Source organism: Haloarcula mannanilytica, assembly GCF_005406125.1.
In the GTDB taxonomy this organism is placed as follows: Archaea; Halobacteriota; Halobacteria; order Halobacteriales; family Haloarculaceae; genus Haloarcula; species Haloarcula mannanilytica.
In genome coordinates, this window is the sequence record NZ_BIXZ01000008.1 from 122920 (window position 1) to 149290 (window position 26371).

Annotated in this window: 24 protein-coding genes and 2 pseudogenes; 17 read left to right on the plus strand and 9 right to left on the minus strand. The window is 65.8% G+C overall.

Features of this window, described 5'->3' with window-relative positions:
• Positions 1-36: 36 nt before the first annotated feature.
• From Harman_RS17285 to Harman_RS17305, 5 genes and pseudogenes are all read right to left on the minus strand, one after another.
• The gene (locus Harman_RS17285; RefSeq protein ID WP_137685025.1) at positions 37-651 is read right to left on the minus strand and encodes a MogA/MoaB family molybdenum cofactor biosynthesis protein; all 615 of its coding nucleotides are present in this window, start codon (positions 649-651) and stop codon (positions 37-39) included.
• A gap of 102 nt (positions 652-753) precedes the next feature.
• Positions 754-1251 carry a TRAM domain-containing protein gene (locus Harman_RS17290; RefSeq protein ID WP_137685026.1) on the minus strand — a complete coding sequence of 166 codons (498 nt, stop codon included), beginning with the start codon at positions 1249-1251 and terminating at the stop codon, positions 754-756.
• Between the two features lie 142 nt (positions 1252-1393).
• Entirely contained in the window at positions 1394-1711 is a 318-nt protein-coding gene (locus Harman_RS17295; protein WP_137685027.1) for a DUF5783 family protein, read from the minus strand.
• A gap of 67 nt (positions 1712-1778) precedes the next feature.
• Positions 1779-2444 (minus strand): annotated as a pseudogene (locus Harman_RS17300) (HD domain-containing protein).
• Between the two features lie 84 nt (positions 2445-2528).
• Positions 2529-3188 carry a helix-turn-helix domain-containing protein gene (locus Harman_RS17305; RefSeq protein WP_137685028.1) on the minus strand — a complete coding sequence of 220 codons (660 nt, stop codon included), beginning with the start codon at positions 3186-3188 and terminating at the stop codon, positions 2529-2531.
• 180 nt (positions 3189-3368) lie between these two features.
• Between Harman_RS17305 and Harman_RS17310 the strand changes: the two genes are divergently transcribed.
• The 11 genes from Harman_RS17310 (at position 3369) to Harman_RS17360 (ending at position 14634) form a co-directional block, all read left to right on the plus strand.
• Entirely contained in the window at positions 3369-3944 is a 576-nt protein-coding gene (locus Harman_RS17310; protein ID WP_137685029.1) for a hypothetical protein, read from the plus strand.
• Positions 3941-4594: a QcrA and Rieske domain-containing protein gene (locus Harman_RS17315; RefSeq protein WP_137685030.1), complete on the plus strand. Its 654-nt coding sequence runs from the start codon at positions 3941-3943 to the stop codon at positions 4592-4594. Before Harman_RS17310 ends, Harman_RS17315 begins: the two co-directional genes overlap by 4 nt.
• Positions 4594-5988 (plus strand): cytochrome b, encoded by a 1395-nt coding sequence (locus Harman_RS17320; RefSeq protein ID WP_137685031.1) that lies wholly within the window; start codon positions 4594-4596, stop codon positions 5986-5988. Before Harman_RS17315 ends, Harman_RS17320 begins: the two co-directional genes overlap by 1 nt.
• Positions 5985-6167 (plus strand): hypothetical protein, encoded by a 183-nt coding sequence (locus tag Harman_RS17325; protein ID WP_137685032.1) that lies wholly within the window; start codon positions 5985-5987, stop codon positions 6165-6167. Before Harman_RS17320 ends, Harman_RS17325 begins: the two co-directional genes overlap by 4 nt.
• Positions 6160-9018: a nitrate reductase subunit alpha gene (locus Harman_RS17330; RefSeq protein ID WP_137685033.1), complete on the plus strand. Its 2859-nt coding sequence runs from the start codon at positions 6160-6162 to the stop codon at positions 9016-9018. Before Harman_RS17325 ends, Harman_RS17330 begins: the two co-directional genes overlap by 8 nt.
• Positions 9015-10091, plus strand: a complete 1077-nt coding sequence (gene narH, locus Harman_RS17335; protein ID WP_137685034.1) for a nitrate reductase subunit beta — start codon at positions 9015-9017, stop codon at positions 10089-10091. Before Harman_RS17330 ends, narH begins: the two co-directional genes overlap by 4 nt.
• 92 nt (positions 10092-10183) lie before the next feature.
• The gene (locus tag Harman_RS17340; protein WP_137685035.1) at positions 10184-11017 is read left to right on the plus strand and encodes an ethylbenzene dehydrogenase-related protein; all 834 of its coding nucleotides are present in this window, start codon (positions 10184-10186) and stop codon (positions 11015-11017) included.
• Positions 11017-11694, plus strand: coding sequence for a molecular chaperone TorD family protein (locus tag Harman_RS17345; RefSeq protein WP_137685036.1), 678 nt, complete (start codon positions 11017-11019; stop codon positions 11692-11694). The genes Harman_RS17340 and Harman_RS17345 overlap by 1 nt, the downstream gene beginning before the upstream one ends.
• The gene (locus tag Harman_RS17350; RefSeq protein WP_137685037.1) at positions 11694-12545 is read left to right on the plus strand and encodes a phosphate ABC transporter permease; all 852 of its coding nucleotides are present in this window, start codon (positions 11694-11696) and stop codon (positions 12543-12545) included. The genes Harman_RS17345 and Harman_RS17350 overlap by 1 nt, the downstream gene beginning before the upstream one ends.
• On the plus strand, positions 12542-13393 hold the full coding sequence (locus Harman_RS17355; RefSeq protein ID WP_137685038.1) for a HEAT repeat domain-containing protein: 852 nt from the start codon (positions 12542-12544) through the stop codon (positions 13391-13393). The genes Harman_RS17350 and Harman_RS17355 overlap by 4 nt, the downstream gene beginning before the upstream one ends.
• A 2-nt stretch (positions 13394-13395) precedes the next feature.
• Positions 13396-14634: a P-loop NTPase gene (locus tag Harman_RS17360; protein WP_137685039.1), complete on the plus strand. Its 1239-nt coding sequence runs from the start codon at positions 13396-13398 to the stop codon at positions 14632-14634.
• Between the two features lie 14 nt (positions 14635-14648).
• Here Harman_RS17360 and Harman_RS17365 read toward each other — a convergent pair.
• Positions 14649-15686, minus strand: a pseudogene (locus tag Harman_RS17365) (YihY/virulence factor BrkB family protein).
• 107 nt (positions 15687-15793) lie between these two features.
• Here Harman_RS17365 and Harman_RS17370 point away from each other — a divergent pair.
• The 6 genes from Harman_RS17370 to Harman_RS17395 are packed head-to-tail and all read left to right on the plus strand — an operon-like array spanning position 15794 to position 23419.
• Positions 15794-17587 carry a vWA domain-containing protein gene (locus Harman_RS17370; RefSeq protein WP_137685040.1) on the plus strand — a complete coding sequence of 598 codons (1794 nt, stop codon included), beginning with the start codon at positions 15794-15796 and terminating at the stop codon, positions 17585-17587.
• Entirely contained in the window at positions 17587-19953 is a 2367-nt protein-coding gene (locus Harman_RS17375; protein ID WP_137685041.1) for a vWA domain-containing protein, read from the plus strand. Before Harman_RS17370 ends, Harman_RS17375 begins: the two co-directional genes overlap by 1 nt.
• Entirely contained in the window at positions 19950-20609 is a 660-nt protein-coding gene (locus Harman_RS17380; protein ID WP_137685042.1) for a chromosome partitioning protein, read from the plus strand. Before Harman_RS17375 ends, Harman_RS17380 begins: the two co-directional genes overlap by 4 nt.
• Positions 20609-21559, plus strand: coding sequence for a DUF7502 family protein (locus tag Harman_RS17385; protein ID WP_137685043.1), 951 nt, complete (start codon positions 20609-20611; stop codon positions 21557-21559). Before Harman_RS17380 ends, Harman_RS17385 begins: the two co-directional genes overlap by 1 nt.
• Positions 21556-22497: an AAA family ATPase gene (locus Harman_RS17390; RefSeq protein WP_137685044.1), complete on the plus strand. Its 942-nt coding sequence runs from the start codon at positions 21556-21558 to the stop codon at positions 22495-22497. The genes Harman_RS17385 and Harman_RS17390 overlap by 4 nt, the downstream gene beginning before the upstream one ends.
• 55 nt (positions 22498-22552) lie before the next feature.
• Entirely contained in the window at positions 22553-23419 is an 867-nt protein-coding gene (locus Harman_RS17395) for a DUF58 domain-containing protein (protein ID WP_137685045.1), read from the plus strand.
• Positions 23420-23451: 32 nt separating this feature from the next.
• Here Harman_RS17395 and pyrI read toward each other — a convergent pair whose 3' ends face one another.
• The 3 genes from pyrI to Harman_RS17410 all read right to left on the minus strand — a co-directional run bounded on the left by pyrI (position 23452) and on the right by Harman_RS17410 (position 26134).
• Positions 23452-23919: an aspartate carbamoyltransferase regulatory subunit gene (gene pyrI, locus Harman_RS17400; RefSeq protein ID WP_137685046.1), complete on the minus strand. Its 468-nt coding sequence runs from the start codon at positions 23917-23919 to the stop codon at positions 23452-23454.
• Positions 23916-24830: an aspartate carbamoyltransferase gene (gene pyrB, locus Harman_RS17405; protein WP_137685047.1), complete on the minus strand. Its 915-nt coding sequence runs from the start codon at positions 24828-24830 to the stop codon at positions 23916-23918. Before pyrB ends, pyrI begins: the two co-directional genes overlap by 4 nt.
• Positions 24831-24997: 167 nt before the next feature.
• A complete protein-coding gene (locus Harman_RS17410) occupies positions 24998-26134 on the minus strand; it encodes an FG-GAP repeat domain-containing protein (protein ID WP_137685048.1) in 1137 nt (378 codons plus the stop codon).
• Between the last annotated feature and the right edge of the window lie 237 nt (positions 26135-26371).

Consider the following 26371-nt stretch of genomic DNA (forward strand, 5'->3'; position numbering starts at 1 on the left):
GTAGCCGACCCCGGCCCAAAACCGTGCGGGTCCGCGTTACCGCCGGACGAGTCCCAGCAGGTGGCCCACGGCCGGTGCGACCAGTTTCTCCGCGCCCGTCCGGGCGGCGTTCTCGCTCCCAGGCAGACAGAACACCAGGCGGTCGTCGACGACGCCGGCGGTCGCCCGCGAGGCCATCGCCATCGGCCCGACCTCCTCGTAGGAGAGCCAGCGGAACAGCTCGCCGAAGCCGGGTATCGGCCGGTCGAACAGCGGTTCGATGGCATCGACGGTCACGTCGTCGGGCGTGAGTCCGGTCCCGCCGGTCGTCAGGACCACGTCGACGCCGTCATCGAGCAGCGCGGCGACGGCATCCTCGATGGCATCCATCTCGTCGGCGACGAGACGGCGCTCGACGATTTCGTGGCCCGCGTCCTCACAGGCCTCGGCGATGACATCACCGGCCGGGTCGTCGTCCAGCGTTCGCGAGGAGGAGACCGTGAGAACGCCGATTCCAACCCCTTCGGCGTCGTGAGCATGGTGGTCATCGTGGGCGTGGTCCTCGTGGCTGTGGTCGTGGCCTCCATGGCCGTGGTCGTGACCATTGTCGTGGTCCGCGTGGCTGTGACCTCCTTCGCCGTGACTGGCGTCCCCGTCGTGATCGTGTCCCATACCCGGTATGACAGCCGGCGTGGAAATATACCCTCGGCTGCGTGGCTGGCGACTCACGAGGACCCGCGACGGCTCGATAGCCGAATTAGCGACCCCAGCGTCTCACTCGTAGTACGGCAGGCGCTCGACGACCTCCGCGAAGGCGACGTTCTCGCGGACCTGCTCCATCTCGACGCGGAGGCGCTCGCCGACCTCTGCATCGGAGACGATGACGACGTAGCCGCCGTCAATGCGCGCGACGCCGTCGCCTTTGTCGCCGATGTTGTCGATCTCGACCACGCGCGTCTCGCCCTCGGCAACCGGCGGGCCTGTAGGGGCAAACTCCGGCTCGCCGGTCGGCTCGTCGGAGCGGGATTCGGACTGTTCGGGTCGGGCCTGTGGCTGAGGCTCGGACTCGGAGCGGGATTGGGGCTGTGACCGGGACTCGGATTCGGACTGGGGCGGCACGACATCGGAGTGGAACAGTGCGATCCGGTACAGGGTCTCAGGGGCCAGCGTTCCCAGCTCGACCTCCTGTTTCGGAATCTCGATCACGTACGAGTCGTCGTGCTCCTCGACGGGTGCGGTAAAGAGACAGTGAAGATCTGAATCGGTCGCCATTTCTATAATTAGTTAAACTAGCACCGGAACTGCATTGATTCTGGTGTTTTCGATCCGCCAGTAACCGGTGGCGTGTGCTGGCCGGGACAGGCCGCGCATGGTCTCTGATCGGAGGATCGTATCCGACTACTTTGAGCGACGACTATTCGAACTCGAACAGTCGACGGAGTTCGCGTTCGATGGCGTCAGTGAACGCCGACAGAACCGTCTCGAAGCTCGCTTCGTCGCCCGGCAGGGACTGTGCGCGGGTCGCGGTATCGTCCGGGAGTCGGATGTGGAACGTCCCGTCGCCCTCGTACACCGGCTCGCTCTCGCTGAGAATCTGCCGGTCGATCCCGCGGAGAATCTCGGAGTCGTACTGGCCGTGCAGCTCCTGATATGCGTTCGAGTACGCCGTTTCGAGCTCTTCGAAGTAGTGGACGTATTTCTCCTCGAACTTTTCGGCGTCGAACTCGGTCATGGCTGCAATGTCGCCGGGCGAAGGTAAAGGGTTCTAGCTTCCAGAGCCACCGGTTACGAACGGTGTGTCACCGGTCGCCCGTAACCCCGGTTTCGGCGGCGAACTGCGTGAAAAAGTCGTCCATGAACTCTCGTCGGGTTCGACCGAGCCGCTGACCGGGCGGCGTATACAGCCTATCCAGGCGTTCCCGTGCCCACTCCCGCAGGAGTTCGATATCCGGGACATCCGACGAGGGCAGTTCGGCACCTGCCGCGTCATCGATGATGGCGTATTTCTCGCCCGTTCGTCCCGACCGCTCGCCGACGATACAGGCCATGCGAACGAGCCCGCGTGCCCCGGCGGCGTCCAGTTTGTCGGCATCGAAGAGGAGTTTCGCTTCGAGCGTTTCCGGTTACGGGGAACTGGACCGGATACTGTGCGTTCGGATGCAGTGTTTGATAGCCTCGATGCGGTCGGTGGGCACCGACTCGGCCGTGAGGAGCCCCGCGGCTTCCGCGGTGGCCCACTCGTCGTGGTCGTCGATTTCGCCCGAGCGCTCGCGGGGCCGGCCGATATCGTGGAGCCACGCCGCGGCGGCGAGGACCCCCCGGTCGACCGGTCGGTCACAGGTGTCCGCTAACCGAAGCGCGACATCTCGGACCCGTTTGGCGTGAAACTGATCGTGTGCTGGGAGGGCGTTTTCGTAGTACGGCAGCGACAGCGTTCGTGCAAGAGGTACCAATTCCTGTGTCATCGGCGGCGGTGGCACCTCGCTCGCCGGCTGGGATAACTGCTGTGAAATGACCCTCGTTCGTTGACACGAGTGGAGACGGCCCAATCAGCAGGTGTCAAGCAAGTCATCGAGAAGCTTCCGCTGGGCGGCAGCGAGATGTTCTGTGAACGTTGAAGTGGAGATATCCAGCGCGTCGGCCACGTCGCCGGCGGTCGCCTCGCGCGGGTGCTCGAAGTAGCCCATCTCGTGGGCCCGACCGAGGACCTCGCGCTGGCGCTCGGTCAGTTTCGCACGGTCGAGCACGACTGGCCGGTCCGTCTCCGAGGACGCGTCTTCCAGCAGTCGCCGGAGTTTGACGGTCTCACCTTCCGACTTGAGATCGGCGACAATCTCCCGTAGGGTCGGCATATCCTCGACGAGAAACGTAACAACGATAGATTCGGTGTCAGCCGAGAACTCCTGAACGACGCAGCCGGCCGCTTCGATACGTTCACACACACAGCCCTGTTCGGCCGCCCGAGACAGTTGGAAGACGTGTCGCTGGTCGTACGCGAAGATGTGGTCCACAGTCTGGCGTTCGCTCTGTAGCACTCTCGGAGAGTCATGACCACCCTTCAGAGTGAACTCTTCGAGAACACGGTTGGTACCACCACTCCGTACGCTCCGGGAGACCGACGACACTGACCACTCGTCGTCAGCGTGCGGTTGCACTTGACACGACCGAGGACCGAACACTTCGACCTCGGCGAGCATTCGGCCCGACATGTTTTGTGGATGGTTCGGCTCCCATAAGAAGGTCAATGCGAACATGTTCGCATAAAAAGCCGCCATATAATGGGCCTAAGATGTCGGGCTGGCAGTTCATCGGGGTCCTGGGACAAACCCCGAATACAGCGACACGCCGCAGCCGATTGAATCGCTGACGAACCGAGATACCACAAGATTATGAGACGCAACACGATACTCATCGGTCTGTTGATAACAGCGGTGTTGCTGCCGATGTGGTACGTCGCCATGCACGGCGAGCCACCATCGGAAGAGATCGCTATCGACGAGAGCGTCAGCGACATCCGGCCGCTAGATAGCCCGGTAGAGACGCCGAACAAACTATCGCCGAGCCAGGTCGGTGTCGTCGTCTGGGTCGCACTGTTCGTCCTGGTGGGCGTCCTGACAGCCGCCCATCAGTTCATGAACAGAGCGGTTCGACCGCCGGACGACGCCGAGCCGGTCACTGACGGGGGGACCGTCTCGCTGCCGTGGCTCGACACGGAGAGTCGCTGGGTCGTCGAGTACCACGACGCCTCGGACGCCATCGAAGGGCTCGTCGCTATGAGCGGGCTGACAGTCCTGTCTATCGTCTTCGCGGCGTTGTTCACCGGCGAGTACCTCACGCTCGCCCGGACCCAGTACTTCGGGCTGTACGCGACCGGGATGTTCCTCTCGCTCGCGCTCTCGACGGTCGCGTACTACGCCTGGTTCATGCCACACGTCGAGGTCGCCGAACTCAGGGGGCACGAATGATCGAGTATCCGAAACCCGATGACGACGACGAGGAACAGGGCGACGACTGCTCGTGTGACGGGGCCAGCACGTCCCCGACGCTGTACGGGGACGCCCGCGCGGAACTCCGACGCCGGGACTTCGCGAAGTTCCTCGCGACCGTCGGCGGCCTGACCGCTGTGGCCAGCCTCGCCGCCCCGCTTGCCAGCACCACGCAGGTGTTCGAGCGGGGATACAGCGGGCCGGTGTACTCCGACGGTATCCACCTCGTCGACGGCGAGGGCGAGCGCATCACCGAGGACCGGCTTTCCGAAGGCGAGCACATTACCGTGTTTCCGGAGCCACGGCCCGGGATCGAGGACGCGCCGACGCTGCTGGTGCGCTACGCCGAGTCCGACTACGGCAGCGATATCTCGGAAGGGTTCACCGTCAGCGGCTACGCCGCGTTCTCGAAGGTGTGTACCCACGCCGGCTGTATGGTCTCTGACCGCGAGGAGGACCTGGTCGTCTGTCCCTGCCACTTCGGGAAATTCAACGTGCTGGAAGGGGCGGCGGTCAGCGGCGGTCCGCCGGGGCGACCGCTCCCACAATTGCCGATCACGGTGACCAGCGACGGATTCCTCGTCGCCACCGGCGACTTTGAGGGGCCAGTCGGCCCCGGAGGTGGATAATGTCCCGCGCCAAAGCCGTCTACGACTGGTTCGACACGCGGCTGGACCTGGAGAATGGCCAGAAGTTCCTCGGCAAGGCGTTCCCGGCCGAGGACTCGTTCCTGCTGGGCGAGGTGGCACTGTTCTGTTTCCTCCTGCTCGTCCTGTCGGGTATTTTCCTCGGCTTCTTCTTCGAGCCCTCGACCTCCGACGTGGAGTACGACGGCAGCGTCCAGAAGTTCCAGGGCCAGGAGATGCCCGAGGCGTTCGTTTCGGTGTTACACATCACCTACGACGTGCCCTTCGGGATGTTCATCCGTCGGCTCCACCACTGGGCGGCCCACCTCTTTGTCGCCTCTATCGGGTTGCACATGTTACGGGTGTTTTTCACCGGTGCGTACCGCAACCCGCGGGAGCCGAACTGGATCGTCGGGACCGGCCTCGCGGCCCTCTCGATGGGCGCGGCCTACACCGGCTACGCCCTGCCGTTCGACGAGTTCGCCGCCACGGCCACGAGCATCGGCTACAACCTCACGATATCAATACCATTGGCAGGTGATTTCCTCGGCCAAGTGGTGTTCGGGGGTGAGTTCCCCTCAAGCGCCACCATCCCGCGGCTGTACTTCCTGCACGTCCTCGTGATACCGGCGGCCATCGCCGTGGGCCTGGCCGTCCACATGGCCATCCTCATCCGGCAGAAACACACCGAGGCCCCGCGCGAGGGCGACGTGACGGGCGGCCGCCAGCCCGTCGACGAGGACAACGACGACATCATCATCGGCCTGCCCGCGTTCCCGAACCAGGCCGCAGTGTCGGCCGTCGTGTTCTTCGTTACGGCGGCGACGCTGTCGGCGCTTTCGGGCCTGTTGCCCGTCCACAACGTCGCCGAGTACGGCCCGAACAACCCTGCGTCCACGCCTGAGCTCATCATGCCGGACTGGTTCCTGATGTGGGTGTACGGCTTCCTGAAGCTCCTGCCACAGATCAGCTTCAACATCGGCCCGGCCCACATCAACGGGGAGTTCGTCGGCGGCATCGTCCTCCCGGGACTGGTGTTTGCCGCCGTCGCCGCCTGGCCCTTTATCGACCGAACGGAGCCGACCCACTTCACCGCGGACCCGCTGGACCGGGCCTGGCAGACCGGCGTGGGTGTGGCCGCCGTCGCGTTCATCATGATCGCCTCGATAGCGGGGATGAACAACATCCTCGCGGACCAGGTGCTCGGGACGACGACGAACGTGGTCAACCCCATCCTGACGGCCGCGTTGCTCATCGTCCCGCCCGTCTTCGGCGGCATCACGTACCTGCTGTTGCGCGATGGCGAACCGTCGCCGTCCCGGGAGGGCGACGTGGCCGCGGACGGCGGCCCAGAAGCCGATGAAACGGAGCGTTCCGAACCGGAGGGAGATGGATGACCGCGACCGTCGAACTCACCGAACGACAGTATCGCCTGCTGGATACGACGAGCAAGCTGGTCGGCCTCGGGCTGGTCGCAACCGGCCTTGAGGTCGGGGGCAGCACGCCGACCGGCATCGTGCTGGCTATCGCTGGCGCTGCCTGCGCGACTGGGACTGTGTTCATCACCAATGAGTAGAAACGACCTGACCGACGACGAGACGGACAGTGCGGGAATCAGTCGCCGCGACTTCGTGCGCGGCCTCGGAGCCGCGTCGCTGCTGGGCGCGACGGGGCTGTCCTTCGCCGACAACGGCATGGACGGTCTGGAGGCCGTCGACGACCCCATCGGGAACTATCCCTACCGGGACTGGGAGGACCTCTATCGGGACGAGTGGGACTGGGATTCCGTGGCCCGCTCGACCCACAGCGTCAACTGCACCGGTTCCTGCTCGTGGAACGTCTACGTCAAGGACGGCCAGGTCTGGCGCGAGGAACAGGCCGGCGACTACCCGACCTTTGACGAGAGCCTGCCCGACCCCAATCCGCGCGGCTGTCAGAAGGGGGCCTGTTACACGGACTACGTCAACGCCGACCAGCGTGTGCTCCACCCGCTGCGCCGCACCGGTGAGCGTGGCGAGGGTCAGTGGGAGCGCATTAGCTGGGACGAGGCGCTGACCGAAATCGCGGACCACGTCATCGACGAGGTGCAGGCGGGCCGCTACGACGCGATCTCCGGGTTCACGCCCATTCCGGCGATGTCCCCTGTCTCCTTCGCCAGCGGGAGCCGGCTCGTCAATCTGCTCGGCGGTGTCTCGCACAGCTTCTACGACTGGTACTCGGACCTGCCGCCGGGCCAGCCGATTACCTGGGGCACCCAGACGGACAACGCCGAATCTGCCGACTGGCACAACTCGGATTACATCATCGCCTGGGGGTCGAATATCAACGTCACGCGCATCCCGGACGCGAAGTACTTCCTCGACGCCGGCTACGAGGGCGCGAAACGGGTCGGTATCTTCACGGACTACTCCCAGACGGCCATCCACACCGACGAGTGGCTCTCGCCCCACGGCGGCAGCGACACTGCGCTCGCCCTGGGCATGGCCCAGACCATCGTCGACGAGGGGCTGTACGACGAGGAACACCTCAAAGAGCAGACCGACATGCCGCTGCTCGTCCGGGAGGACACCGGGAAGTTCCTCCGGGCGAGCGAGGTCGGCCTCGCCGAGGACGCCGACGACCCGGAGAAGGTGTTCGTCATGGTTGACGCCGACGGGAACCTCCGGCGTGCGCCGGGGTCGCTCGGCGAACGAGACGGGCAGAACGACCACTCGGTGAGCATCGAACTCGACTTCGACCCGCAGTTGTCGGTCGAGCGCAGTGTCGACACCGACGGGGGCAGCGTCGCGGTCCGGTCGGTCTGGGAGAACCTCACCGACGAACTCAGCCAGTACACGCCGGAGGTCGTCCACGAAGAGACCGGCGTCGGCGAGAACACCTACCAGCGGGTCGCCCGCGAGTTCGCCGAGGCCGACGCGGCCAAGATCATCCACGGCAAGGGCGTCAACGACTGGTACCACAACGACCTGGGCAACCGCGCCATCCAGTTGCTCGTGACGCTGACCGGGAACCTCGGCGACCCCGGGACCGGGCTGGACCACTACGTCGGCCAGGAGAAGATCTGGTCGTTCCACGGCTGGCAGGTGCTCTCGTTCCCGACCGGGAACGTCCGCGGCGTCCCGACGACGCTGTGGACCTACTTCCACGCGGGTATCCTCGACAACACCGACCCGGACACCGCCGAGAAGATCCGCGAGTCCATCGACAACGGCTGGATGCCGGTCTACCCCAGTGAGCGCGAGGACGGGAGCCGACCGGACCCGTCCACGATGTTCGTCTGGCGCGGGAACTACTTCAACCAGGCCAAGGGCAACGTCGCCGTCGAGGAGCAGCTCTGGCCCAAACTCGACCTCGTCGTCGACATCAACTTCCGGATGGACTCGACGGCGATGTACTCCGACATCGTCCTGCCGGCGGCCAGCCACTACGAGAAACACGACCTCTCGGAGACGGACATGCACACCTACGTGCACCCGTTCACGCCGGCCGTCGAACCGCTCGGCGAGGCCAAGACCGACTGGGAGATATTCCGCCTGCTCGCCGAGAAGATACAGGAGCGTGCCCAGGAGCGTGGCGTCGAACCGATCGAGGACCGGCAGTTCGACCGGACTATCGACCTCACGACTATCCACGATGACTACGTCCGCGACTGGGAGACCGACGAGGAGGAAGCACTCGTCGAGGACCGGGCCGCCGCGGAGTTCATCCTCGAACACTCCGAGGAGACCAACCCCGAGGACAGCGACGAGCAGATTACCTTCGACGACATCGACGAGCAGCCACAGCGGTTCCTCACTGCCGGCGACCACTGGAGTTCGGACATCAAAGACGGCGAGGCGTACGTCCCGTGGCAGGATTACGTCCACGACAAGAACCCCTGGCCGACCTTCACCGGCCGCCAGCAGTACTACATCGACCACGACTGGTATCTCGAACTCGGCGAGGAGCTTCCGACCCACAAGGAAGGACCCGAAGACACCGGCGGGGACTACCCGCTGTCGTACAACACGCCCCACGGTCGGTGGTCCATCCACTCGACGTGGCGCGACGACACCAAGATGCTCAGGCTCCAGCGCGGTGAGCCCGTGGTGTATCTGAACCCCGAGGACGCCGCGGAGCGGGGCATCGAGGACGGCGACACCGTGGAGGTGTACAACGACCTCGGTGCGGTGGAGGTGCAGGCGAAGATATACCCCTCCAGCGAACCGGGGACCGTCCGGCACTTCTTCTCCTGGGAGAAGTTCCAGTACCCCGACCGGGACAACTTCAACACGCTCGTCCCGATGTACATGAAGCCGACCCAGTTGGTGCAGTACCCAGAGGACACGGGGGAGCACCTGTACTTCTTCCCGAACTACTGGGGGCCGACCGGGGTCAACAGCGACGTGCGCGTGGACGTGCGGCCCGCCGGAGGTGACACCGAATGAGTACTGACCAACAGGACGACCAAGGAGACGAGGACACGCTGGTCAACGTCGCCGACGGCGTCGACCACCAGGTCGCGATGGTGATGGACCTGAACAAGTGCATCGGCTGCCAGACGTGTACGATCGCCTGCAAGAACCTCTGGACGGAGGACGGCGGCAGCGAGTACATGTACTGGAACAACGTCGAGACCAAGCCCGGCGAGGGCTACCCCCGTGGCTGGGAGGACTCCGGCGGCGGCTGGGAGTCCGAGGAGCATTCGGACCGCTCGCCCGGCGAAATTCCCGACGAAGAGGACTACGGCCGCGCCTGGGAGTTCAACCACGAGGAGATCATGTACGAGGGCAGCGACGAGCCGCTGCGGCCCCGCGACGGCGCGGAATGGGGGCCAAACTGGGACGAGGACCAGGGGGCCGGCGAGTACCCCAACAGCTACTACTTCTACCTCCCACGCATCTGTAACCACTGCACCCACCCCTCCTGTGTCGAGGCCTGCCCGCGCTCGGCGCTGTACAAGCGCCAGGAGGACGGTATCGTCCTCGTCGACCAGGACCGCTGTCGGGGCTACCGCTACTGCGTCGAGGGGTGTCCGTACAAGAAGGTGTACTACAACACCGTCTCGAAGAAGTCCGAGAAGTGCATCTTCTGTTATCCTCGCATCGAGGGCGAAGGCCCGGACGGGGAGACGTTCGCCCCGGCCTGTGCCGAGGAGTGCCCGCCACAGCTCCGACTGGTCGGCTTCCTCGACGACGAGGAGGGGCCAATCCACAAGCTCGTCAACGAGTACGAGGTGGCGCTGCCGCTGCATCCGGAGTTCCGCACGCAGCCTAACGTCTACTACATTCCGCCCTTCGCTCCCGGCCAGCACACGGAGGACGGGGAGACGGTCGACATCGACCGGATTCCCCGGCAGTACCTCCGGAATCTGTTCGGCGACGGCGTCGACGAGGCGCTCGACACCATCGACGCCCACCGACAGCGCGTCCGACAGGGTGGAGAGAGCGAACTGATGGAACTGCTCCAGGACAAGAACCCGGCTAAACAGTACCGACTGGAGGTGTTCGACGATGAGTAGCGAGCCGCTACGCGGCTCGGAAACGCGAGCGGGCGATGCCCGCGAGCGGCCCGAGTTGGCCGCCCCGGAGCGTACTCGGGGGGTGGTCAACGATGGCTGACCACCGACGCACAATCGCACTCACGACAGTACTGGCGGCGCTCGTCCTCGTCTCGACCGTGGCCGCACCGATGGCCAGCGCCCGGCCAGCACACGAGATTCCGGTCAGGGACGTATCGGACGCCAACCTCGCCGAGCCGACCGCCGACGGCTGGGAGGAAGTCCCGGCCTCGGACGTGCCGCTTTCGAGCGCCCCGAGCAGCGTCCCGAACGCCGACGACACGACCGTCGAGACAGTCGACGTGCAGGCGGTCCGCACTGACCAGCGCCTGTACGTCCGGCTGGAGTGGCAGGACGCGACCCGGGACATGAACGCGAACAGTACGCGGGAGTTCGCCGACGCAGTCGCGGTCCAGTTCCCGGCGAACACGAGTTCACGGCCGCCGATAGCGATGGGCGGCCCGGACAACCGCGTCAACGTCTGGTACTGGAGCGGAGCGACCGGGACCCAGGAACTGCTCGCCGGCGGGGCTGGCTCGACCACGCCGTTCCAAAACCCTGCCGTGGAGGCGAACGCGACGCACCAGGGCACGGGCGGGAACGCCACCTGGACAGTGGTCTACTCGCGCTCGCTCGAAGCGCCGAGCGAGAACCGGACTGACCTGCGGACCGACGGCGACCTCGACGTGTCCTTCGCCGTCTGGAACGGCTCCAACGGCGAGCGCTCCGGCCAGAAAGCCGTCAGCGAGTGGCACTACTACCCGTTCGGCGGTGGCCCGGAAGGCCCACCCTACGAGACGCTGCTGTGGACCGTCGCCGGCATCGCCATCGTCGCCGTGATCGGCGTCACCAGCTTCGGCATCTACCGCACGCGGGGGGCCGAGTGATGGCGACGACGCCCACTGACCCGATGGACGACATCGACGAGGACGCAGCCGCCCGCGGTGCGGTGTACGCCACGCTCGCCAAGGCGTTCGAGTACCCCGAGGAGTCGTTCCACGGCGCGGCGGCCGACGGGACGCTTGAGGCTGACCTCCGGGCGTGTTTCGACCGGACGAGTCTGGACGTATCCGTCCCGTCGCTGACCACCGACGATGACTACGAGACGCTCGCGGCCCGCTACAACGATATCTTCGAACTGGGCTACAGCGAGTACACGGACCGCACCGACGGCTCGCTGGAATCGGAGGGGCCGCCGGTCCCGCTGTACGAGTCCAAGTACCGGCCGGACCACTCCTGGAACGACGTGAACCTCGACCTCTCGCGGGCCTACAGCCACTACGGCCTGGAGATCGATCAAGAGGAGCGGGACAACCACGACGCCCTGACCTACGAACTGGAGTTCGCGGGCTACCTGGCCCGCCGGGAAGCCGCCGTCGGCGAGGACGCCGCAATCGCTCGGCTGGACTTCCACGACCGCCACCTCGGGCACGCGGCCGCGGGCGTAGCCGACCGACTGGCCGACGAACCCGGGACCGACATCTACGGCGGCTTCGGCGAACTGCTGGAGGCGTTCGTCCGGGCTGACCGCAACGACCTCGCAACGCGGTTGGAGGACCAGTGATGACGGCGGCACTTCAGCAACGGGTCAGGCCGTTGCTTTCCGGCGGGCGGCACTCGCTTGCGGACATCGCGGTCGGCGCTGGGGCCGTCGCGGTCGCCGCCCGCTACCTCGCTGTCCTGTTCGTCAACGCCCCAGGGTACGGGGGCGTCCCGGTCTCGCCCGGCCTGGCAACGGTCGCGTCCACGGCTGTCGTCGCAGTCGCGGCGATTGCCGTGGCTGTCACCGACGCCGACCCGCTCACCGGCACCGGACTGCTGTTCGTCGGCGTGTTCGGCCTGCTGTCGCTTGTCAGTAGCGCAGCGGCGCTACCGGCGGCCGTCGCAATCGTTCTCGGGACGGCGACCGTCGCGGCCGTTGCGGGTCAGCGGCTGGACCTCGTCTCGGCCAGCGCAACCGCGCTGCTCGTTGCCGCACTCAGCATCGGCTTGGCGAGCGGCGTCGGCGGCTGGACCGGTCTCCGGCCGGTGGCCTCGACCGCGGCACTGCTCGCTATCGCATCGACGCCGGCCTTTGCGGCGACGGACTGGCGGTCGCTGTCGACGGCTGACTGGGGCGCGATTATCGGCGGACTCGCTGCGTTCGCCGTCGTCGTCGCCGTCGGCCGCGCCGTCCCGTTCGTCACCGGCGCGGTCACGCTCACCGGCACTGGCGTCGTCGGGACGAGCCTCCCGGTCGTCGGGCTGGCGGCTGCCGGTGCGGTGACGACGGCCAGCGCAGCCAGTCGAACCCGACGCTGGCCGCTGCTGGCCGGCGTCGCGCTGGTCGCGTTCGCCGGCGTCCCGGCGTCGCTCCCGCGGGCGCTGCCGTTCGCGCTCGGCATCGCCGCACTCGTCCAGGAGGGACAGCAATGACGGGCTGTCACGACGACGACGAGTTCGAGAAGCACCTCGAAGAAGACCCGGACCCGCAGCTAGACCCCGAGCGCAGCCCGGGCCTGCACACCGACATCGAGGCGCTTGAGGACATCGAGGTGTCCCGCGAGGACGTGACCATCGGCGAGGCCACGCCGGAGGAACTGGCCGCCAGCGACACCGAACCCGTCGAAGACGACGCAGTGGCGTCGCTGCTGTCCGATATCGAGCACGGCGCGAAGACCGACCGCCGGCGGGCCGCCCTCGAACTGAAAGACCGCGCGACCACCGACAAGATCGTTGCGGCGCTGGCCCGCGCCGCGACGACCGACGACGACAGCGACGTGCGCCAGTTCGCCGTCGAAGCGCTGACGGCCCACGGCGGCGAACGAGCCGCGGCGGTCGCGGTGGAACTACTCGACGATCCCGACCCCTGGGTCCGGGCGGAGGCCGTCGTCACGCTGGACAACGTCGACCGCGAGGCCCACGAGGACGACATCGAAGACGCGGTCCACGACGACCACCACGCCGTCCGGCGCAACGCGGCCATCTCGCTGTTCAAACTCCGCGGTGAGGCGATGGCCGACCTGCTGTTGGAACAGAGCCGCGACGACAGCGAGCGGGTCCGCGAGTGGGCCGCCCACATGCTCGGCGGCGTCGACGAAGACCGTGCCCGCGAGCGACTGCGTGAACTCACCGACGACCCCGCGACCGTCGTTCGCCAGACCGCCGAGCGCTCCCTCGAAGCGGACCCCGGACGGTTCCGCCGGCAGTTCGGCGGTGCGCTGGAAAACGATGCCCGACTGTTGCCCGGCGAAGACAGACTCAACCGGATGCCCGACCTCTGACGATGACTGATGGAACGCCCACCACACTGACCGACCGCATCGAAACCGCACTGCGAGACGTGCGCGACCCGAACGCCGACCTCTCCGTGTTCGACGCGGGCTTCGTCGAGAACATCGACGCGGCCGACGGCGAGGTGACAATCGAGGCCGACCTGACCGCGCTGGACGGCCAGACGAGCACGCAGGTCGTCCAGGCGATGCTCCACGCGGTCGATGACGTGGACGGCGTCGAGAGCGTCCACGTCGAACGGACGACACCGACGAGCGAGGACCACGCGAGCGTCGCGTCGTTCGACCACGTCATCGCCGTCGCCAGCGCGAAAGGCGGCGTCGGCAAGTCAACAGTCGCCACGCATCTGGCCTGTGCGCTGGCCGCCGACAGCGACGTGGCGCTGTTCGACGCCGACATCCACGGCCCGAACGTCCCCGAACTGCTGGACGTGAGCGGTCCGGTCCACTCCAGCGAGGAAGGCGACCCGCTCCCGGTTCGGACTGGCGATATGGACGTGATGAGCGTCGGCCTGATGGAAAGCGGCGCGCCGCTGGCCTGGCGCGGCGCGATGGCCCACGACGCGCTCGACGATTTGTTCGAGAACACCGCCTGGCGCAACGACGACGTACTGGTGCTCGACCTGCCGCCGGGGACCGGCGACGTGGTGCTGACGACGCTCCAGGAGGTTCCGGTCGACGGCGTGGTCGTCGTGACGACGCCGTTTCACGCGAGCGTCAGCGACACCAGCCGGACGGTGGAGCTGTTCCGGGACAACGACGTACCGGTGCTGGGGACCGTCGTCAACATGGCCGAGTACGTCTGTGACTGCTGTGGCGAGCCGAACGACCTGTTCACGGGGGACGCACTGGCGGACCTCGACGCCGATGTGCTGGCCGAACTGCCGTTCTCGCATGACCTGCAGGGGACGCCAGCGCCCGGCGACGTACCCGCTTCAGTCGCCGACCTTGGCGATGCCGTCGAGTCGGCTCTCGACACCGCCGGCGAGGTGACGGTCGATCCGACTGTCGATATCCGCGACCTACCGCCACAGGAGCGCAAGGACCGGGTCCGGGAGCGATTCACCACGCTGGACAGCGGCGAGTCGTTCGTCCTCGTCAGCGACCGCGACCCGACGCCGGTCGGGCAGTTCCTCGGCCGACTCGCCGAGGCCCCGCGGGAGGCCTTCGACCCGTTCGAGGTCCGTCGGGAAACGCCCGAGGCGTGGGTGCTGGAGACGGTGAAGCCCTGACTCGCAGGCTTCGATTACTCTTCCTCCGGCCACCATCGGAGCGTGAGTGCGACGGACTGGTCGAGCCCAAACACGTCCGACGAACGGTCGACGACGGCTGTTTCCGGGCAGTCGACGGTGGTTCGTTTGTCGTCTATTTCCACTGTGAGGTCACCGCTCCCCTTCTAGAGTCGCTCGGAGAGTACATCCAGTTCCGCAAGCAGCGCCCCGCGGGAGATGGTCGTCTCTCGGTCGGTGTTTTGCTGGGCGACACCGCCGACGAGAGGGTCGATGTCGACATCCTCCGAGCGGTTCGAGAGGACAGCGTTGATAGCCGCCCCGAGCAGTATCACGAGCCCGATGATATACAGCCAGGTCAGCAGGACGAGGATAGAGGCGATGATGTTCCCGCCTGTCGACCCGGATTTGAACGTCGTAAAGAGGACCTGTGCAATCGTGAGGCCGACGGCGGCGAAGGCGACGCCGGGGACGACTTCGAGCGGTGAGACATCGGTGTCCGGGAAGATGTAGTACATCGGGTAGAAGACGACGAACAGCCCGGCGGCCCGGACCAGCCCGCCCACGACCGTCCACAGCAGACCGCTCCCTGCATTCGGCAGAACGCTGCCGAGCGCGCTGGCGCTAAGTATCGCCACGGCGACGGTTACGAGGAGGAGCAATCCGTCGCCGAGTTGGTCGAGGAAGGTGTTCGACGCGCCTGTCTCGTAAATGTCCGAGAAGGCCGTGTCAAGCCCGCGGAAGATACGCAGCGACCCCCAGAGGAGAAAGCCCACGCCAAGCAGTGATACCGACGCATCGGCCTCGGTCAGCCCCTGCTGGATGACGCCGCTGGCCTGTGCAGTGAGGACGGCCTCCATGATGCCGACAATGGAGGCCCGCAGCGTGACGTTCTCCGTCCGCTGGACGAACGTCAGCACCAGCAACAACAGCGGGAGGATCGACAGGAACGCGTGGTAGGCTATCGACCCCGCCATGAACGTGAGCCGTTCCGCTCTGACCTCGTGAACGAGTGCCCGCAGAATTTCCTCGGAGCGGGCGCGACTGAAAGGCATACGGACCGTTCGCCACCGGGACGCAAATAGACGGCGTCGACGGATGCCCGCACAGTGGTGTCATCGGAGTCACAAGATAAATGCCACCCCCGCCTGATACACAGACAATGGTCCTCTCGGACGTTTTGCTCGCCCCCTTGGGACTGGCGGCCCTCCTCCTTGCGGTGCCGATAGTGGTGCTGTACCTGATCCGACCGGATCCGCGGGAACTCACCTTGCCGACGTTTCAGTTTCTCGTCGCCGAAGAGCGCCAGCAGTCGTCGACGCCGTTTCTCGAACGGATTTCCCGCAGCCTGCTCCTGCTGTTGCAGGTGCTTGTCGTGTTAGTGCTCGCTGTCGGGCTGGCGTCGCCCTACGTCACCGTTTCCGAGCGAGCGACAGTTGAGGAGACGGTCATCGTCGTCGACACGAGCGCGTCCATGGGGACCGACGCCGACGGCCAGACGCGCTTCCAGCGGGCCCTCACAGCCGCCCGAGAGGAGGTGACGGGAACGACCTCTATCGTCACGACGACGAACGGCGGCGAGGTGGTGCTCCAGCGCGGCACGCCGACAGCGGCTCGGGGAACACTGGACGGACTCAGCCCGACAGACGCGCCGGGAGAGCTCAGCGGCGCTATCTCGCAGGCGGCCTCGCTCGCCGGCGAGAACGCCAGAATCGTCATCCTGAGTGACTTCGCGGGCGAGGAGTGGACTACCGCGGTCACGACGGCGCGCGGGCGCGGGCTCTCTGTCGACCTCCAGCAGTTCAACGGCGGGGGCGACGGGAACGTCGGCTTCATCGACCGTCGGTTCTCCGGCTCGGAAGTGACGCTATCGGTGAAAAACTACGGCGACTCGGCCGTCACCCGGACCGTTCGGCTCGGCAATACCCAACAGGAGATTCAGCTCGGTCCCGACGACGTGGGTTCGGTGACAATGCCGGTTCCGGCCGGGGGCAGCGAAGCCCAGCTCAGCCCGGGCGACAGTTTCGCCACCGACAACAGCGTCTACGTCGCCGCACCGGAGGATACAGCAGTCGACGTGCTGGTGCTGACAAACGACCGGAACCGGTACCTGATCACCGCACTGTCGGTGGTCGACCGGGTGAACGTGACGGTCAGGCAACCGCCGACGACAATACAGGGCGACTACGACGTGATCCTCTACAGCAACGTCGAGCAGAGCTCGCTGCTCCCTGGTAACGTCGAGAGCGGGCGCGAACTGGTCGAAGAGGGCGGCGGTGTGGCGGTACTCGCACAGGACGAACTCCCACAGCGGTACCAGGACCTCCTGCTCATCGAGCCCGGCGAAATCCGGACGGGCGCGACAGTGGGCCAGACCGCACAGACACAGCTCACCCGCGGCATCGACTTCCAGCCCCCGGACGAGTACGTGTCGGGTTCGCTGCGCTCCGGATCGGCCCAGGTGCAACTGGGCGACGGGACGCCCCTGATCGCGACCGAGGAGCGAAACGGCGGGCGAATCATGTACTACGGCTACATCGAAGACCGGTCCAGCTTCAAGTTCAACTACCAGTACCCCGTGTTCTGGAAGCGGGCGGTGTATTACCTGGCCGACAGGGAGCAGCTCCCGGCGCTGAACCACGAGACCGGCGAGACCGTCCGATTCGGCAACAGTACCGTCGAAGGACCGTCCGGCTCCGTCACCGGGACCTCGGTGCCGCTCCAGCGAGCGGGCTTCTACCGGACCGAGAGCCGACAGGTGAGCGCCTCGCTGCTGGACGAGGGCGAGTCAAGCACCAACGTCGACGCACTCGACCAGCGCTCGGGAACGGCCGGGAACCTGACCCGGACCGAACAGCGGTCGGTGCCACAGCCGTTGACCGAGTACTTCGCGCTGGCCGGGCTGGTGCTTGCACTGGTCGAGGTCGGCTATCTGCGCCGGCGGGGTGACCTCTGATGGCGGTTTCTTACACGCTCACGGAGGGACTCACCGTCGGCGTCGAACACCTCTGGCCGCTGCTGGCCCTGCCGGTCGCAGTCGGCGTCCTCGCGTATCTCATCCGGCGTGGCGAGGGCGGGTCGCGGTCGGCGTCGAACCGGAGCCGCCGGCTCCTGCTCGCCAGCCGCGTCCTCATCGTCTGCCTGCTCGTCTTCGCCGCGATGGAGCCGTACACCGTCCAGACCCGTGAGACGCCGGGCGAGCCGGGCGTGACGCTACTGACCGATGAATCCGCGAGCATGGGTATCTATCCGAACACGACCGACGAACTGGTACAGGACATCGAAGGCGAGGGCGTTCCCGTGACGCGAGCGACGATCGGCAGCGGATCGAACTCGCGGATCGGCGACGGCGTCGCGGCAAACCTTCGAGAAAACGGGACGGTCGTCCTCGCCTCCGACGGCCGGGTCACGGAAGGCCGGAGTCTGGCGATGGCGGCGGAGGAAGCCGCCTCGCTCAACGCGACCGTCCACAGCGTCACCCCGCAGTCCCCACGCACCGAGCGAGCCGTAGCGATAACGGGACCGTCGACGGTGAGTCGCGGCGTCCAGTCCCAGTACACCGTCTCGATGCAGGGCGTGAACGTCCGCGAACCCGTGCCCGTCGAGGTGACCATCGACGGCGAGACGGTCACTGAAAGCGAACTCCAGCCCGACGGGACGCTCACCGTCGACCACACGTTCGAAGAACTCGGTTCACACCGCGTGACGGCGACGCTATCCGGCGACGACGAGTACGCGCGAAACGACGTGTTCTACACGAGCGTCCGCGTCGTCGAACAACCCGACGTGCTGTACGTCTCACAGGGTCAGTACCCACTGCGAAACTACCTCGACTCGCTGTACAACGTCTCGACGGCCTCGTCGGTGCCGGCGGACCTCGACGACTACTCGGCTGTCGTTATGCAGGACACGCCGTCGGGCAACATCGGGAACGCCACCGCCCTGCAGGACTTCGTCATCAACGGCGGCGGGCTGGTCGTTGCCGGCGGCGACAACGCCTACGAGAACGGCGGCTACGAAACGTCGCCGGTGGGCTCGATGCTCCCGGTCCGGGTCGGGAACGCCACCGGCGGCGAGTCGAACATCGTCATCCTCGTCGATGTCTCCGGCAGCGCCGAGGGCGGCCTGTCGATACAGAAAGCCGTCGCGCTGGACGTGCTCGACCAACTGGGCGACGAGAACCAGGTCGGGGTCGTCGCGTTCAACCACAGGGCCTACCGCGTTTCGGAGATGCAGGCGCTCGGGCAGAACCGGCCGGACACGGAAGACAAGATACGCCGGCTGGAAAGCGGCGGCGCGACGGACATCGCCGTCGGCCTCCAGGGGGCCGACGAACTGCTTGGCGACCGCGAGGGGACGATCATCCTGCTCAGTGACGGCCAGGACCAGCTCGGCCCGCCCGCGGCTGTCGCCAACCAACTGGGCCGCGAGGGGACACGGGTCGTCTCGGTCGGCGTCGGCAAGCGGGTCGGTGTCCCGACGATGCGCCAGATCGCAAGCGAGTCCGGTGGCTCGTACTTCGCCGCCGACGAGACCGAGCGGCTCCGGCTCCTGTTTGGCGGCTCCTCGCGGCGCTACCAGGGGGAGAACCTCACCATCGTCACCGAGGACACGTTCATCACCTCCGGCGTCGAGTTGACGGCAAACCCCGGCCAGGCCAACAACGTCCAGGTCAAGCCCGGGGCCGACTACCAGGTCGCCACCGCCGACGGGAAGCCGGCCATCGCCTCCTGGCGGTTCGGGCTGGGCCGCGTCGTCTCGATCACCGCCTACGACGACGACAACACGATGGGCGGACTGCTCGAACGGCCGGACTCGCTGGTCGTCACGAAGTCCGTCAACTACGCGGTGGGCGACCCCATGCGCACGCAGACCGGCGTCACAGCGGTCAGCGATGCCAGAGTGGGAAGCCCGGCGACGCTGACCTACCAGGGCGATGCCCGACCGGATGCGTCGAACGTGTCCTTCCGCCAGGTCGGCGACGGTCGGTACCGCGGCGAGTTCACGCCACGGGAGGCGGGGTATCAGACGATACTCGACACCGAATACGCGGCGAACTACCCCGTCGAGTACGGTACGTTCGGCCCGAGCGACAGCCTCGATTCGCTCGTCGAAACGACGGGCGGGCGGGCGTTCAGTCCGAGCCAGGGCGAACAGATCGCCAGACAGGCCCGCCAGAAATCCACCCGCGTCCGCACGGTCCGGGACACCTGGGACTGGGTCGCGCTGCTCGGCGCGCTCCTGTTGTTCACCGGCGAGGTGGTTGCCCGCCGTGTTCAAGTGTACCGCGGTCGCACCTCCCTGGAGAGTGGTCTCCCGTGAGCGCAATCGGCCGCCGTATCAACATCGGACTCGTGGTGTGCATCGTCCTCTCGATGGTCGGAGCCAGCGGCGCGACGGTGCTGTATCAGGACTCCGCAAGCGAACTGCGGACCCAGAACGAGAATCTCCGGCAGGAAAACGCCGAACTCCGGCAGAACCTCGATGAGACCAGAAGCAATCTCGAAGCCACGCGGACACGCGTCAGCGACCTCGAAGAGCAACTGGAGACGCGGTCGGAAGACGTAGATCAAGTCGCAACCAATCTGAACCAGACGGAGTCGCAGTTGAACGCCACGGAGAGCCAGCTGGCGGAGACCCGCCAGTCACTCCGCGAGAGCCAGAACCGAGTCCAGGAACTGGAGGGGACTGTCAGTGACCTCCGAAACGAGCGCGACAATCTCCAAGACGATGTCGAGGACCTCGAATCAACGGTTGACGATCTGGAGTCCGAGAATGAGGACCTGGAAGAAGAGCGTGATGAACTGGAAGACCAGGTGTCGAACCTCGAAGACGATATCGACGACCTGGAGTCAGAGATCGACACGCTCGAAAGCGACATCGACGAGTTAGAGTCCCAGAACGAGGAGCTTAGAGACGATATCAACACGATCTGCAACCGGATGGAAACGCCGGACCCGACCTGCGAGGACTACTGATGGCGGAGCCAGACACTGAGAAAGAGACCGGCGACGAGGACCCGTCCACGGGCGAACGGGCGCAAGCACGTGAGCGCATGGCCGACGCCCTCGCCGAGGTCAGACGTGAGGGCAAGAAGGCCGCGTTCATTTACGCCGTCGTTGATGCGGTGCTCCTCTTTCTCGTGATGAATGTCCTCCTGACGGTCCTCGCACCGGCCGAACTCCCGACGCAGTTGTCGGTTCCCACAGCGGTGACGGAGCGGATCGGTGCGGCCGTCGGCCGCTCGATCCCGAGAGCCTCGTTCCCGATGGGTGCAGTCGCCGGCATCGCCGTCGGCCTGTTCTGGTTGTTCGGGGAGTATCTGTACCGGGTCCGACAGCCGCTCGTCGAGCAGTTCGAGGCGGCAAACGCGAACATCACCGACGCGCTCCGAACGGCGCGGGACGCGGTCGATGACGGGGCGGAAACGCGGATGGCGGCCCGGCTTTACGAGGACGTGCTCGATGGCCTGAAACAGAGTTCGAGCGTCGCGCTCGTCGACAGCCGGCGGCTCATCGGGACCCTCGTCGTCATCGTCCTGCTGAGCCTGGCGACGGTGCAGGTGGCCGTCGTCGACATCGGCCTGCTCGACCGCGGCCCGGCGGAGACCGAGTCGCCGAACGACCGGCCCAGCGAATACGAGGGGCTCGAAGACGGCGACGCGATCCTCGGTGACAGCGAGGACGTGCAGGCCGGCGACGAGAACCTCACCGCCGAGATCGATTCGACGGGGGGCGATGAAGAGATTGACCGCAGCCAGGAGTTCCCGTCGTCTGACACCGGCGGTCCGGGGAGCGGGAGCGGCACAGTCGACAGCCAACAGGCTGGCTTCGCACCCCAGGAAGAAGTCGAAGACGCTGATCTCATCCGCGAGTACAATCTCAGAATCCGAGAGCAAGACGCAGACGACTCAGACACCGACCCATGAGCCCAGAGCAAGACATCGACGCGCTACAGAACAAAATCGCGAAGGCACGCGAACAGATCGGCACGCGGATCGTCGGCCAGAAGGAGGTACTGGAGCAACTGCTCGTCTGTATCCTGGCCGACGGCAACGCCCTGCTCGAATCGAACCCCGGACTGGGGAAAACGACGATGGTCCGGACGGTCGCGGAGGTGACCGACCTCCAGTTCTCCCGCATCCAGAACACCCCCGACCTGATGCCCTCCGACATCACAGGGACCGAAATCATCCGCGAGACCGACAGCGGCCGCGAGTTCGTCTTCGAGAAGGGGCCGGTGTTTGCCAACGTCGTGCTGGCCGACGAGATCAACCGGGCGACGCCGAAGACACAGGCCGCCTTGCTGGAAGCGATGCAGGAGAAGCAGGTGACCGCCGCGGGCGAGACCTACGAACTGCCGCGCCCGTTCTTCATTCTGGCAACCCAGAACCCCATCGATCAGTCCGGGACCTACGCGCTCCCGGAGGCCCAGACTGACCGCTTCATGCTGAAGCTGCTGGTCGACTACCCCGATTACGAGGAAGAGCGGACCATCGTCGACATGTACACCGCTGGTGCGGAACAAGTCCCCGTCGAGCGCTCGCTGACCCGCTCGGAGATACAGGAGATACAGCAGCTCGTCCGGGAGATGCCTATCGCCGACGACCTGCGCGACCGGGCGGTCCAGCTCGTCCGCCGAACCCGCGAGGCCGACGACATCGAGTTCGGTGCCAGTCCGCGGGCGAGCATGGCGCTCGTCCAGACGGCGAAGGCGCGGGCGTTCCTCCGGGGCCGCTCGCACGTCACCGGCGAGGACATCGAGGCGCTAGCCGCGCCCGTCCTCCGGCACCGGATTATCGTGGACTTCCGGGCCGAGCGGGAGGGCCGGACGGCCGACGACCTCATCGCCGCACTGCTGGAATGAGCCATCCGGTGACCGCGGTTCGGCGCGCGGGGAAGCGGCAGTTGGAGGGACAGCCGTGACTATCGAACCGGACTTCCTCGACGAACTCGGGCGGTTCACCGCAGCGCTCAATCGCCAGACGACCTCGATTCGGCAGGGCGACCAGGAGTCCCCGCGGGTCGGCGAGGGACTCACGTTCAGCGACTATCGGCGGTACTCGCCGGGTGACGACACGCGCCGCATCGACTGGAAGCTGTTCGCCCGCACCGAGGAGTATTTCATCAAGCAGTACGAGGAGGAGCGGAGCCTGACCGTCCACCTGCTTGTCGATACGAGTGCGTCGATGGACTACGGTGAGGCGGAGATCCACAAGTTCGAGTACGCCGCCAAGCTCGGGCTCGGCTTCGCCTACCTCACCGCCGAGGAGAACAACGACTTCCAGTTCTGTACGTTCCGTGACCGGGTAGACCGCATCGACACGGGCCAGTCGAATCGGGGCGAACTCCTCTCGCTCATCGACCAATTGAACGAGGTGACGCCGGAGGGGACGGCGGACTTCGAGTCGTCGCTTGAGGCCTATGCGAAGCGTATCCGCTCGCGCTCGCTCGTCGTCGTGTTCAGCGACTGTCTGACCGACCCGGAAGAACTGGAGTCGGGTATCGCCGCGCTCGCGCGCAACGATGTCGACGTATTGCTCGTTCGGGTCGTGGCACCGACTGAGCGCGACCCCGGCGTGGTCGGCGACGTGCTGTTTGCCGACCCCGAGAGCGACGAGAAACGCCGGTCATACTTCAGCGGCTCGCTGGCCGAGACGTACCAGTCGCGGCTCGACGCCCACATCGACTCGGTGTCGAACCGTGTCACCGCGCTCGGTGCGGACCACGTACTGGTCGATACCGGCGAAGACTACTTCGACTCGTTTGCGAGCATCTGGCTGCAGTAGTCTGGATGGGACAGGCCGGGAACGGGGACGGCCTACTCTGCGAGAATGTGGGCCGGCAGGTTGTCGCGGATAATCGTATCGCAGTACTCACAGCGGACGCCGTCGTCGCCGACGGCAAAGCGCGAGGCGACGGGTTCGTCCTCGGTGGTGATGCAGTTGTGGTTCGGGCATTCGAGGACGCCCTCGACGACAGCGGGGCGCTCGACGCGGCGCTTTTCGATAACATCGTAGTCACGGATAATGTTGATCGTCGCCGCGGGCGCGATGAGCGAGAGTACGTCGACCTCGTCTTGGGAGAGTTCCCGGCCCTCGACCTTGACCACGTCCTTGTGGCCCAAGCGGTCCGAGGGCATGTTCATCGCGACGGAGACGGAGTCGCCGCTAGTCCCGTCGATGCCGAGAATCGCCAGGACGTTCAGCGCCTGCCCGCCCGCGATGTGGTCGATGACGGTACCGTTGCGGATCTTCGAAACGCGGAGTTGCTGGTCGTTGTCGCTCATTGGTCGCCTCCGAGCATCAGGTCCAGCAGGGCCATCCGCACCGGGACGCCGTTGTGGGCCTGCTGGAAGTATTTGGCGTGGGTGGTCTCGTCGACATCGTGGGCGATCTCGTCGACGCGCGGGAGCGGGTGCATCACGGTCAGGTCGTCCTTCGCCGCCTCCAGCGTTTCGGCGTCGATCTGGTACTGGCCCGCGACCTCGCGGTACTCGCTCTCGTCAGGGAAGCGCTCGGCCTGGATTCGCGTTACGTAGAGTACGTCCAGTTCCGGAAGCACCTCGTCGAGTTCGGTGTGCTCGCGGATGCCAGCGCCGGCCTCGTGGAGGTCGTAGCGGACCGATCGTGGCAACTGGAGTGATTCGGGGCTGATGAAGTGCTGTCTGGCGTCGACGGTCGTAAGCGCGTGGGCCAGCGAGTGGACCGTCCGCCCGTACTTCAGGTCGCCCATGATACCGATAGTCAGGTCGTCGAAGCCGGCGTTTTCCCGGATGGTATAGAGGTCGAGCAGCGTCTGTGTCGGGTGCTGGCCGGCCCCGTCGCCAGCGTTGACCAGCGGCACGTCGACGAACTCGCTCGCCATCTTCGCCGATCCCTCCATGGGGTGGCGGAGCACGAGCGCGTCGGTGTAGCCCTCGACGACGCGGACGGTGTCGGCCAGTGACTCGCCTTTCTTCACGCTTGAGGACTCCACCGAACCCATGTCGACGATGTCGCCGCCGAGGCGCTTCATCGCCGTGGTGAAGCTCATTTTCGTCCGGGTGCTCGGCTCGAAAAAGAGCATGCCAAGCAGCGTGTCGCTGTGCCGGTCCGCGAACGCCCCCGGGTCAGCCGCGATGTCGGCCGCGTGGTCGAGCACCGTCTCGATGTCGCCCCGCGAGAGTTGTTTCGCGCTGATGATGTGATCGTGCCGCATTTCACTCGGTACCGCGCTCCGGACGGTCTTGAATCCCCCGACACGGGAACAGGACCGTCGTCTTCAGCGTCATGTTCTGTTTAGAAAACAGCTGCACAGGTTCGAAAACAGGGTCACGAAGGGCGCAGCGGCAGAAGTAGCTGCAGACCCCGTTACAGGGCGACTCGTCAGGGGCTGCTCTGCCAGACATCGACACGGGGTTCCGTGTATGCCTTGCCGACGATGTCAGGGATACCGTCTCCGTCGAGGTCGACGACCTTCGCTTCGTGGGTCGGGATAGCGGTGTCCAGTTCTTTCCGCTCGAAGTTCCCCGCGCCGTCGTTGTGGAACACGAACTGTCGCGGTTCGTGTCCCGGCTCCAGGCCCATCTCTGCGACGAAGATGTCGGGGTTGCCGTCGCCGTCGAAGTCCGCCACGTCGAGGCTGTGGGGGTTCGAGAGGTCATCGTGGAGCAGCGTCAGATCCCACTCGGGCGGGTCGAATATGCCCAGTCGGGCCGGACGGTCGTCGAGATACGGTTCGTCGCCCTCGACCAGGGCGATCTCCAGGTCGCCGTCGCCGTCGAAGTCCTCGATGGCGATGCGGGTACACTTCCAGTCCGGGGCAATCGATTCCCGGTCCCAGCCGTCAGCCATCCGGTGGAAGATGTTGGGGCCGGCGACGATTTCGACCTCGCCGTCGCCGTCGACATCTTCGACAGCGACACCCTCAACGTCGAGGTTCTCAGCGACGATGTGGCGGTTCGCCGCGGGCCACGGCTCTCGTGTCGGGTCGTCGGGAATATCGTAGTAGAACACGGTCTCTGACTCCTGTGACAGCCCGACGACCTCGTTTTCGCCGTCGCCGTCCACGTCCGCTACGGCGGTGTCGTGATACTTCTCGAAGTCGTCGGTGATGAGGCGACGCGGCCACTGCTTTCGCGGGTCGTCCGGTATCTCGAACCACCACAGGTTGTGCTTGTGGATGTTTTGCCCGGCGACCAGATCCGGCCGTCCGTTCCCCGTGATGTCGCCGAGCGAACCGCCGACGGAGAGCTTCGGTGCCTTGGCAACGTCGTGGCGCTCCCACCCGGGGTTTTCGTACCAGAACACGTTCGTCTGGAGCCGGCGGGCCACCGGCCCCATGCCGAAGACGGACAGCAAATCGACTGACTTGTCGACGAGCGGGAACTGGACCTCGTGTTTGTCACCGAGCGCGCCGACGATGACATCCGGCCGACCGTTCCCCGTGAGGTCGGTCGTGAGACAGAAGCTCATCGTACTCGCTGGCGGCGAGGCTTCGATGCGCTCGTGCTGTAAGTTCATGTCCCAGCCGTTCGCGTCTACCGGTATTGTTATAGCCGGGCTAACATCGACTGACGGCGACCGCATCACTGTCTACAATCCCCCTTCGTAGGGACTGTCTTTGATAAGTCCCCACCGGAGCGATGGCACGCAAAAATACCACCTTGCTAAAGATAGCACAGTACGCGGTATGAAAAGTAGGCGACGGGCAACCACGATAAGTCGGCCCTTCTCGCTCGCTTTCGGGCGTCGAAGTCT

Excerpts from the sequence above, each read along its gene's own strand:
- Harman_RS17285 (WP_137685025.1), bottom strand. The coding sequence starts at position 651 with ATGGGACACGATCACGACGGGGACGCCAGTCACGGCGAAGGAGGTCAC.
- Harman_RS17290 (WP_137685026.1), bottom strand. The coding sequence starts at position 1,251 with ATGGCGACCGATTCAGATCTTCACTGTCTCTTTACCGCACCCGTCGAG.
- Harman_RS17295 (WP_137685027.1), bottom strand. The coding sequence starts at position 1,711 with ATGACCGAGTTCGACGCCGAAAAGTTCGAGGAGAAATACGTCCACTAC.
- Harman_RS17305 (WP_137685028.1), bottom strand. The coding sequence starts at position 3,188 with ATGTCGGGCCGAATGCTCGCCGAGGTCGAAGTGTTCGGTCCTCGGTCG.
- Harman_RS17310 (WP_137685029.1), top strand. The coding sequence starts at position 3,369 with ATGAGACGCAACACGATACTCATCGGTCTGTTGATAACAGCGGTGTTG.
- Harman_RS17315 (WP_137685030.1), top strand. The coding sequence starts at position 3,941 with ATGATCGAGTATCCGAAACCCGATGACGACGACGAGGAACAGGGCGAC.
- Harman_RS17320 (WP_137685031.1), top strand. The coding sequence starts at position 4,594 with ATGTCCCGCGCCAAAGCCGTCTACGACTGGTTCGACACGCGGCTGGAC.
- Harman_RS17325 (WP_137685032.1), top strand. The coding sequence starts at position 5,985 with ATGACCGCGACCGTCGAACTCACCGAACGACAGTATCGCCTGCTGGAT.
- Harman_RS17330 (WP_137685033.1), top strand. The coding sequence starts at position 6,160 with ATGAGTAGAAACGACCTGACCGACGACGAGACGGACAGTGCGGGAATC.
- narH (WP_137685034.1), top strand. The coding sequence starts at position 9,015 with ATGAGTACTGACCAACAGGACGACCAAGGAGACGAGGACACGCTGGTC.
- Harman_RS17340 (WP_137685035.1), top strand. The coding sequence starts at position 10,184 with ATGGCTGACCACCGACGCACAATCGCACTCACGACAGTACTGGCGGCG.
- Harman_RS17345 (WP_137685036.1), top strand. The coding sequence starts at position 11,017 with ATGGCGACGACGCCCACTGACCCGATGGACGACATCGACGAGGACGCA.
- Harman_RS17350 (WP_137685037.1), top strand. The coding sequence starts at position 11,694 with ATGACGGCGGCACTTCAGCAACGGGTCAGGCCGTTGCTTTCCGGCGGG.
- Harman_RS17355 (WP_137685038.1), top strand. The coding sequence starts at position 12,542 with ATGACGGGCTGTCACGACGACGACGAGTTCGAGAAGCACCTCGAAGAA.
- Harman_RS17360 (WP_137685039.1), top strand. The coding sequence starts at position 13,396 with ATGACTGATGGAACGCCCACCACACTGACCGACCGCATCGAAACCGCA.
- Harman_RS17370 (WP_137685040.1), top strand. The coding sequence starts at position 15,794 with ATGGTCCTCTCGGACGTTTTGCTCGCCCCCTTGGGACTGGCGGCCCTC.
- Harman_RS17375 (WP_137685041.1), top strand. The coding sequence starts at position 17,587 with ATGGCGGTTTCTTACACGCTCACGGAGGGACTCACCGTCGGCGTCGAA.
- Harman_RS17385 (WP_137685043.1), top strand. The coding sequence starts at position 20,609 with ATGGCGGAGCCAGACACTGAGAAAGAGACCGGCGACGAGGACCCGTCC.
- Harman_RS17390 (WP_137685044.1), top strand. The coding sequence starts at position 21,556 with ATGAGCCCAGAGCAAGACATCGACGCGCTACAGAACAAAATCGCGAAG.
- pyrI (WP_137685046.1), bottom strand. The coding sequence starts at position 23,919 with ATGAGCGACAACGACCAGCAACTCCGCGTTTCGAAGATCCGCAACGGT.
- pyrB (WP_137685047.1), bottom strand. The coding sequence starts at position 24,830 with ATGCGGCACGATCACATCATCAGCGCGAAACAACTCTCGCGGGGCGAC.
- Harman_RS17410 (WP_137685048.1), bottom strand. The coding sequence starts at position 26,134 with ATGAACTTACAGCACGAGCGCATCGAAGCCTCGCCGCCAGCGAGTACG.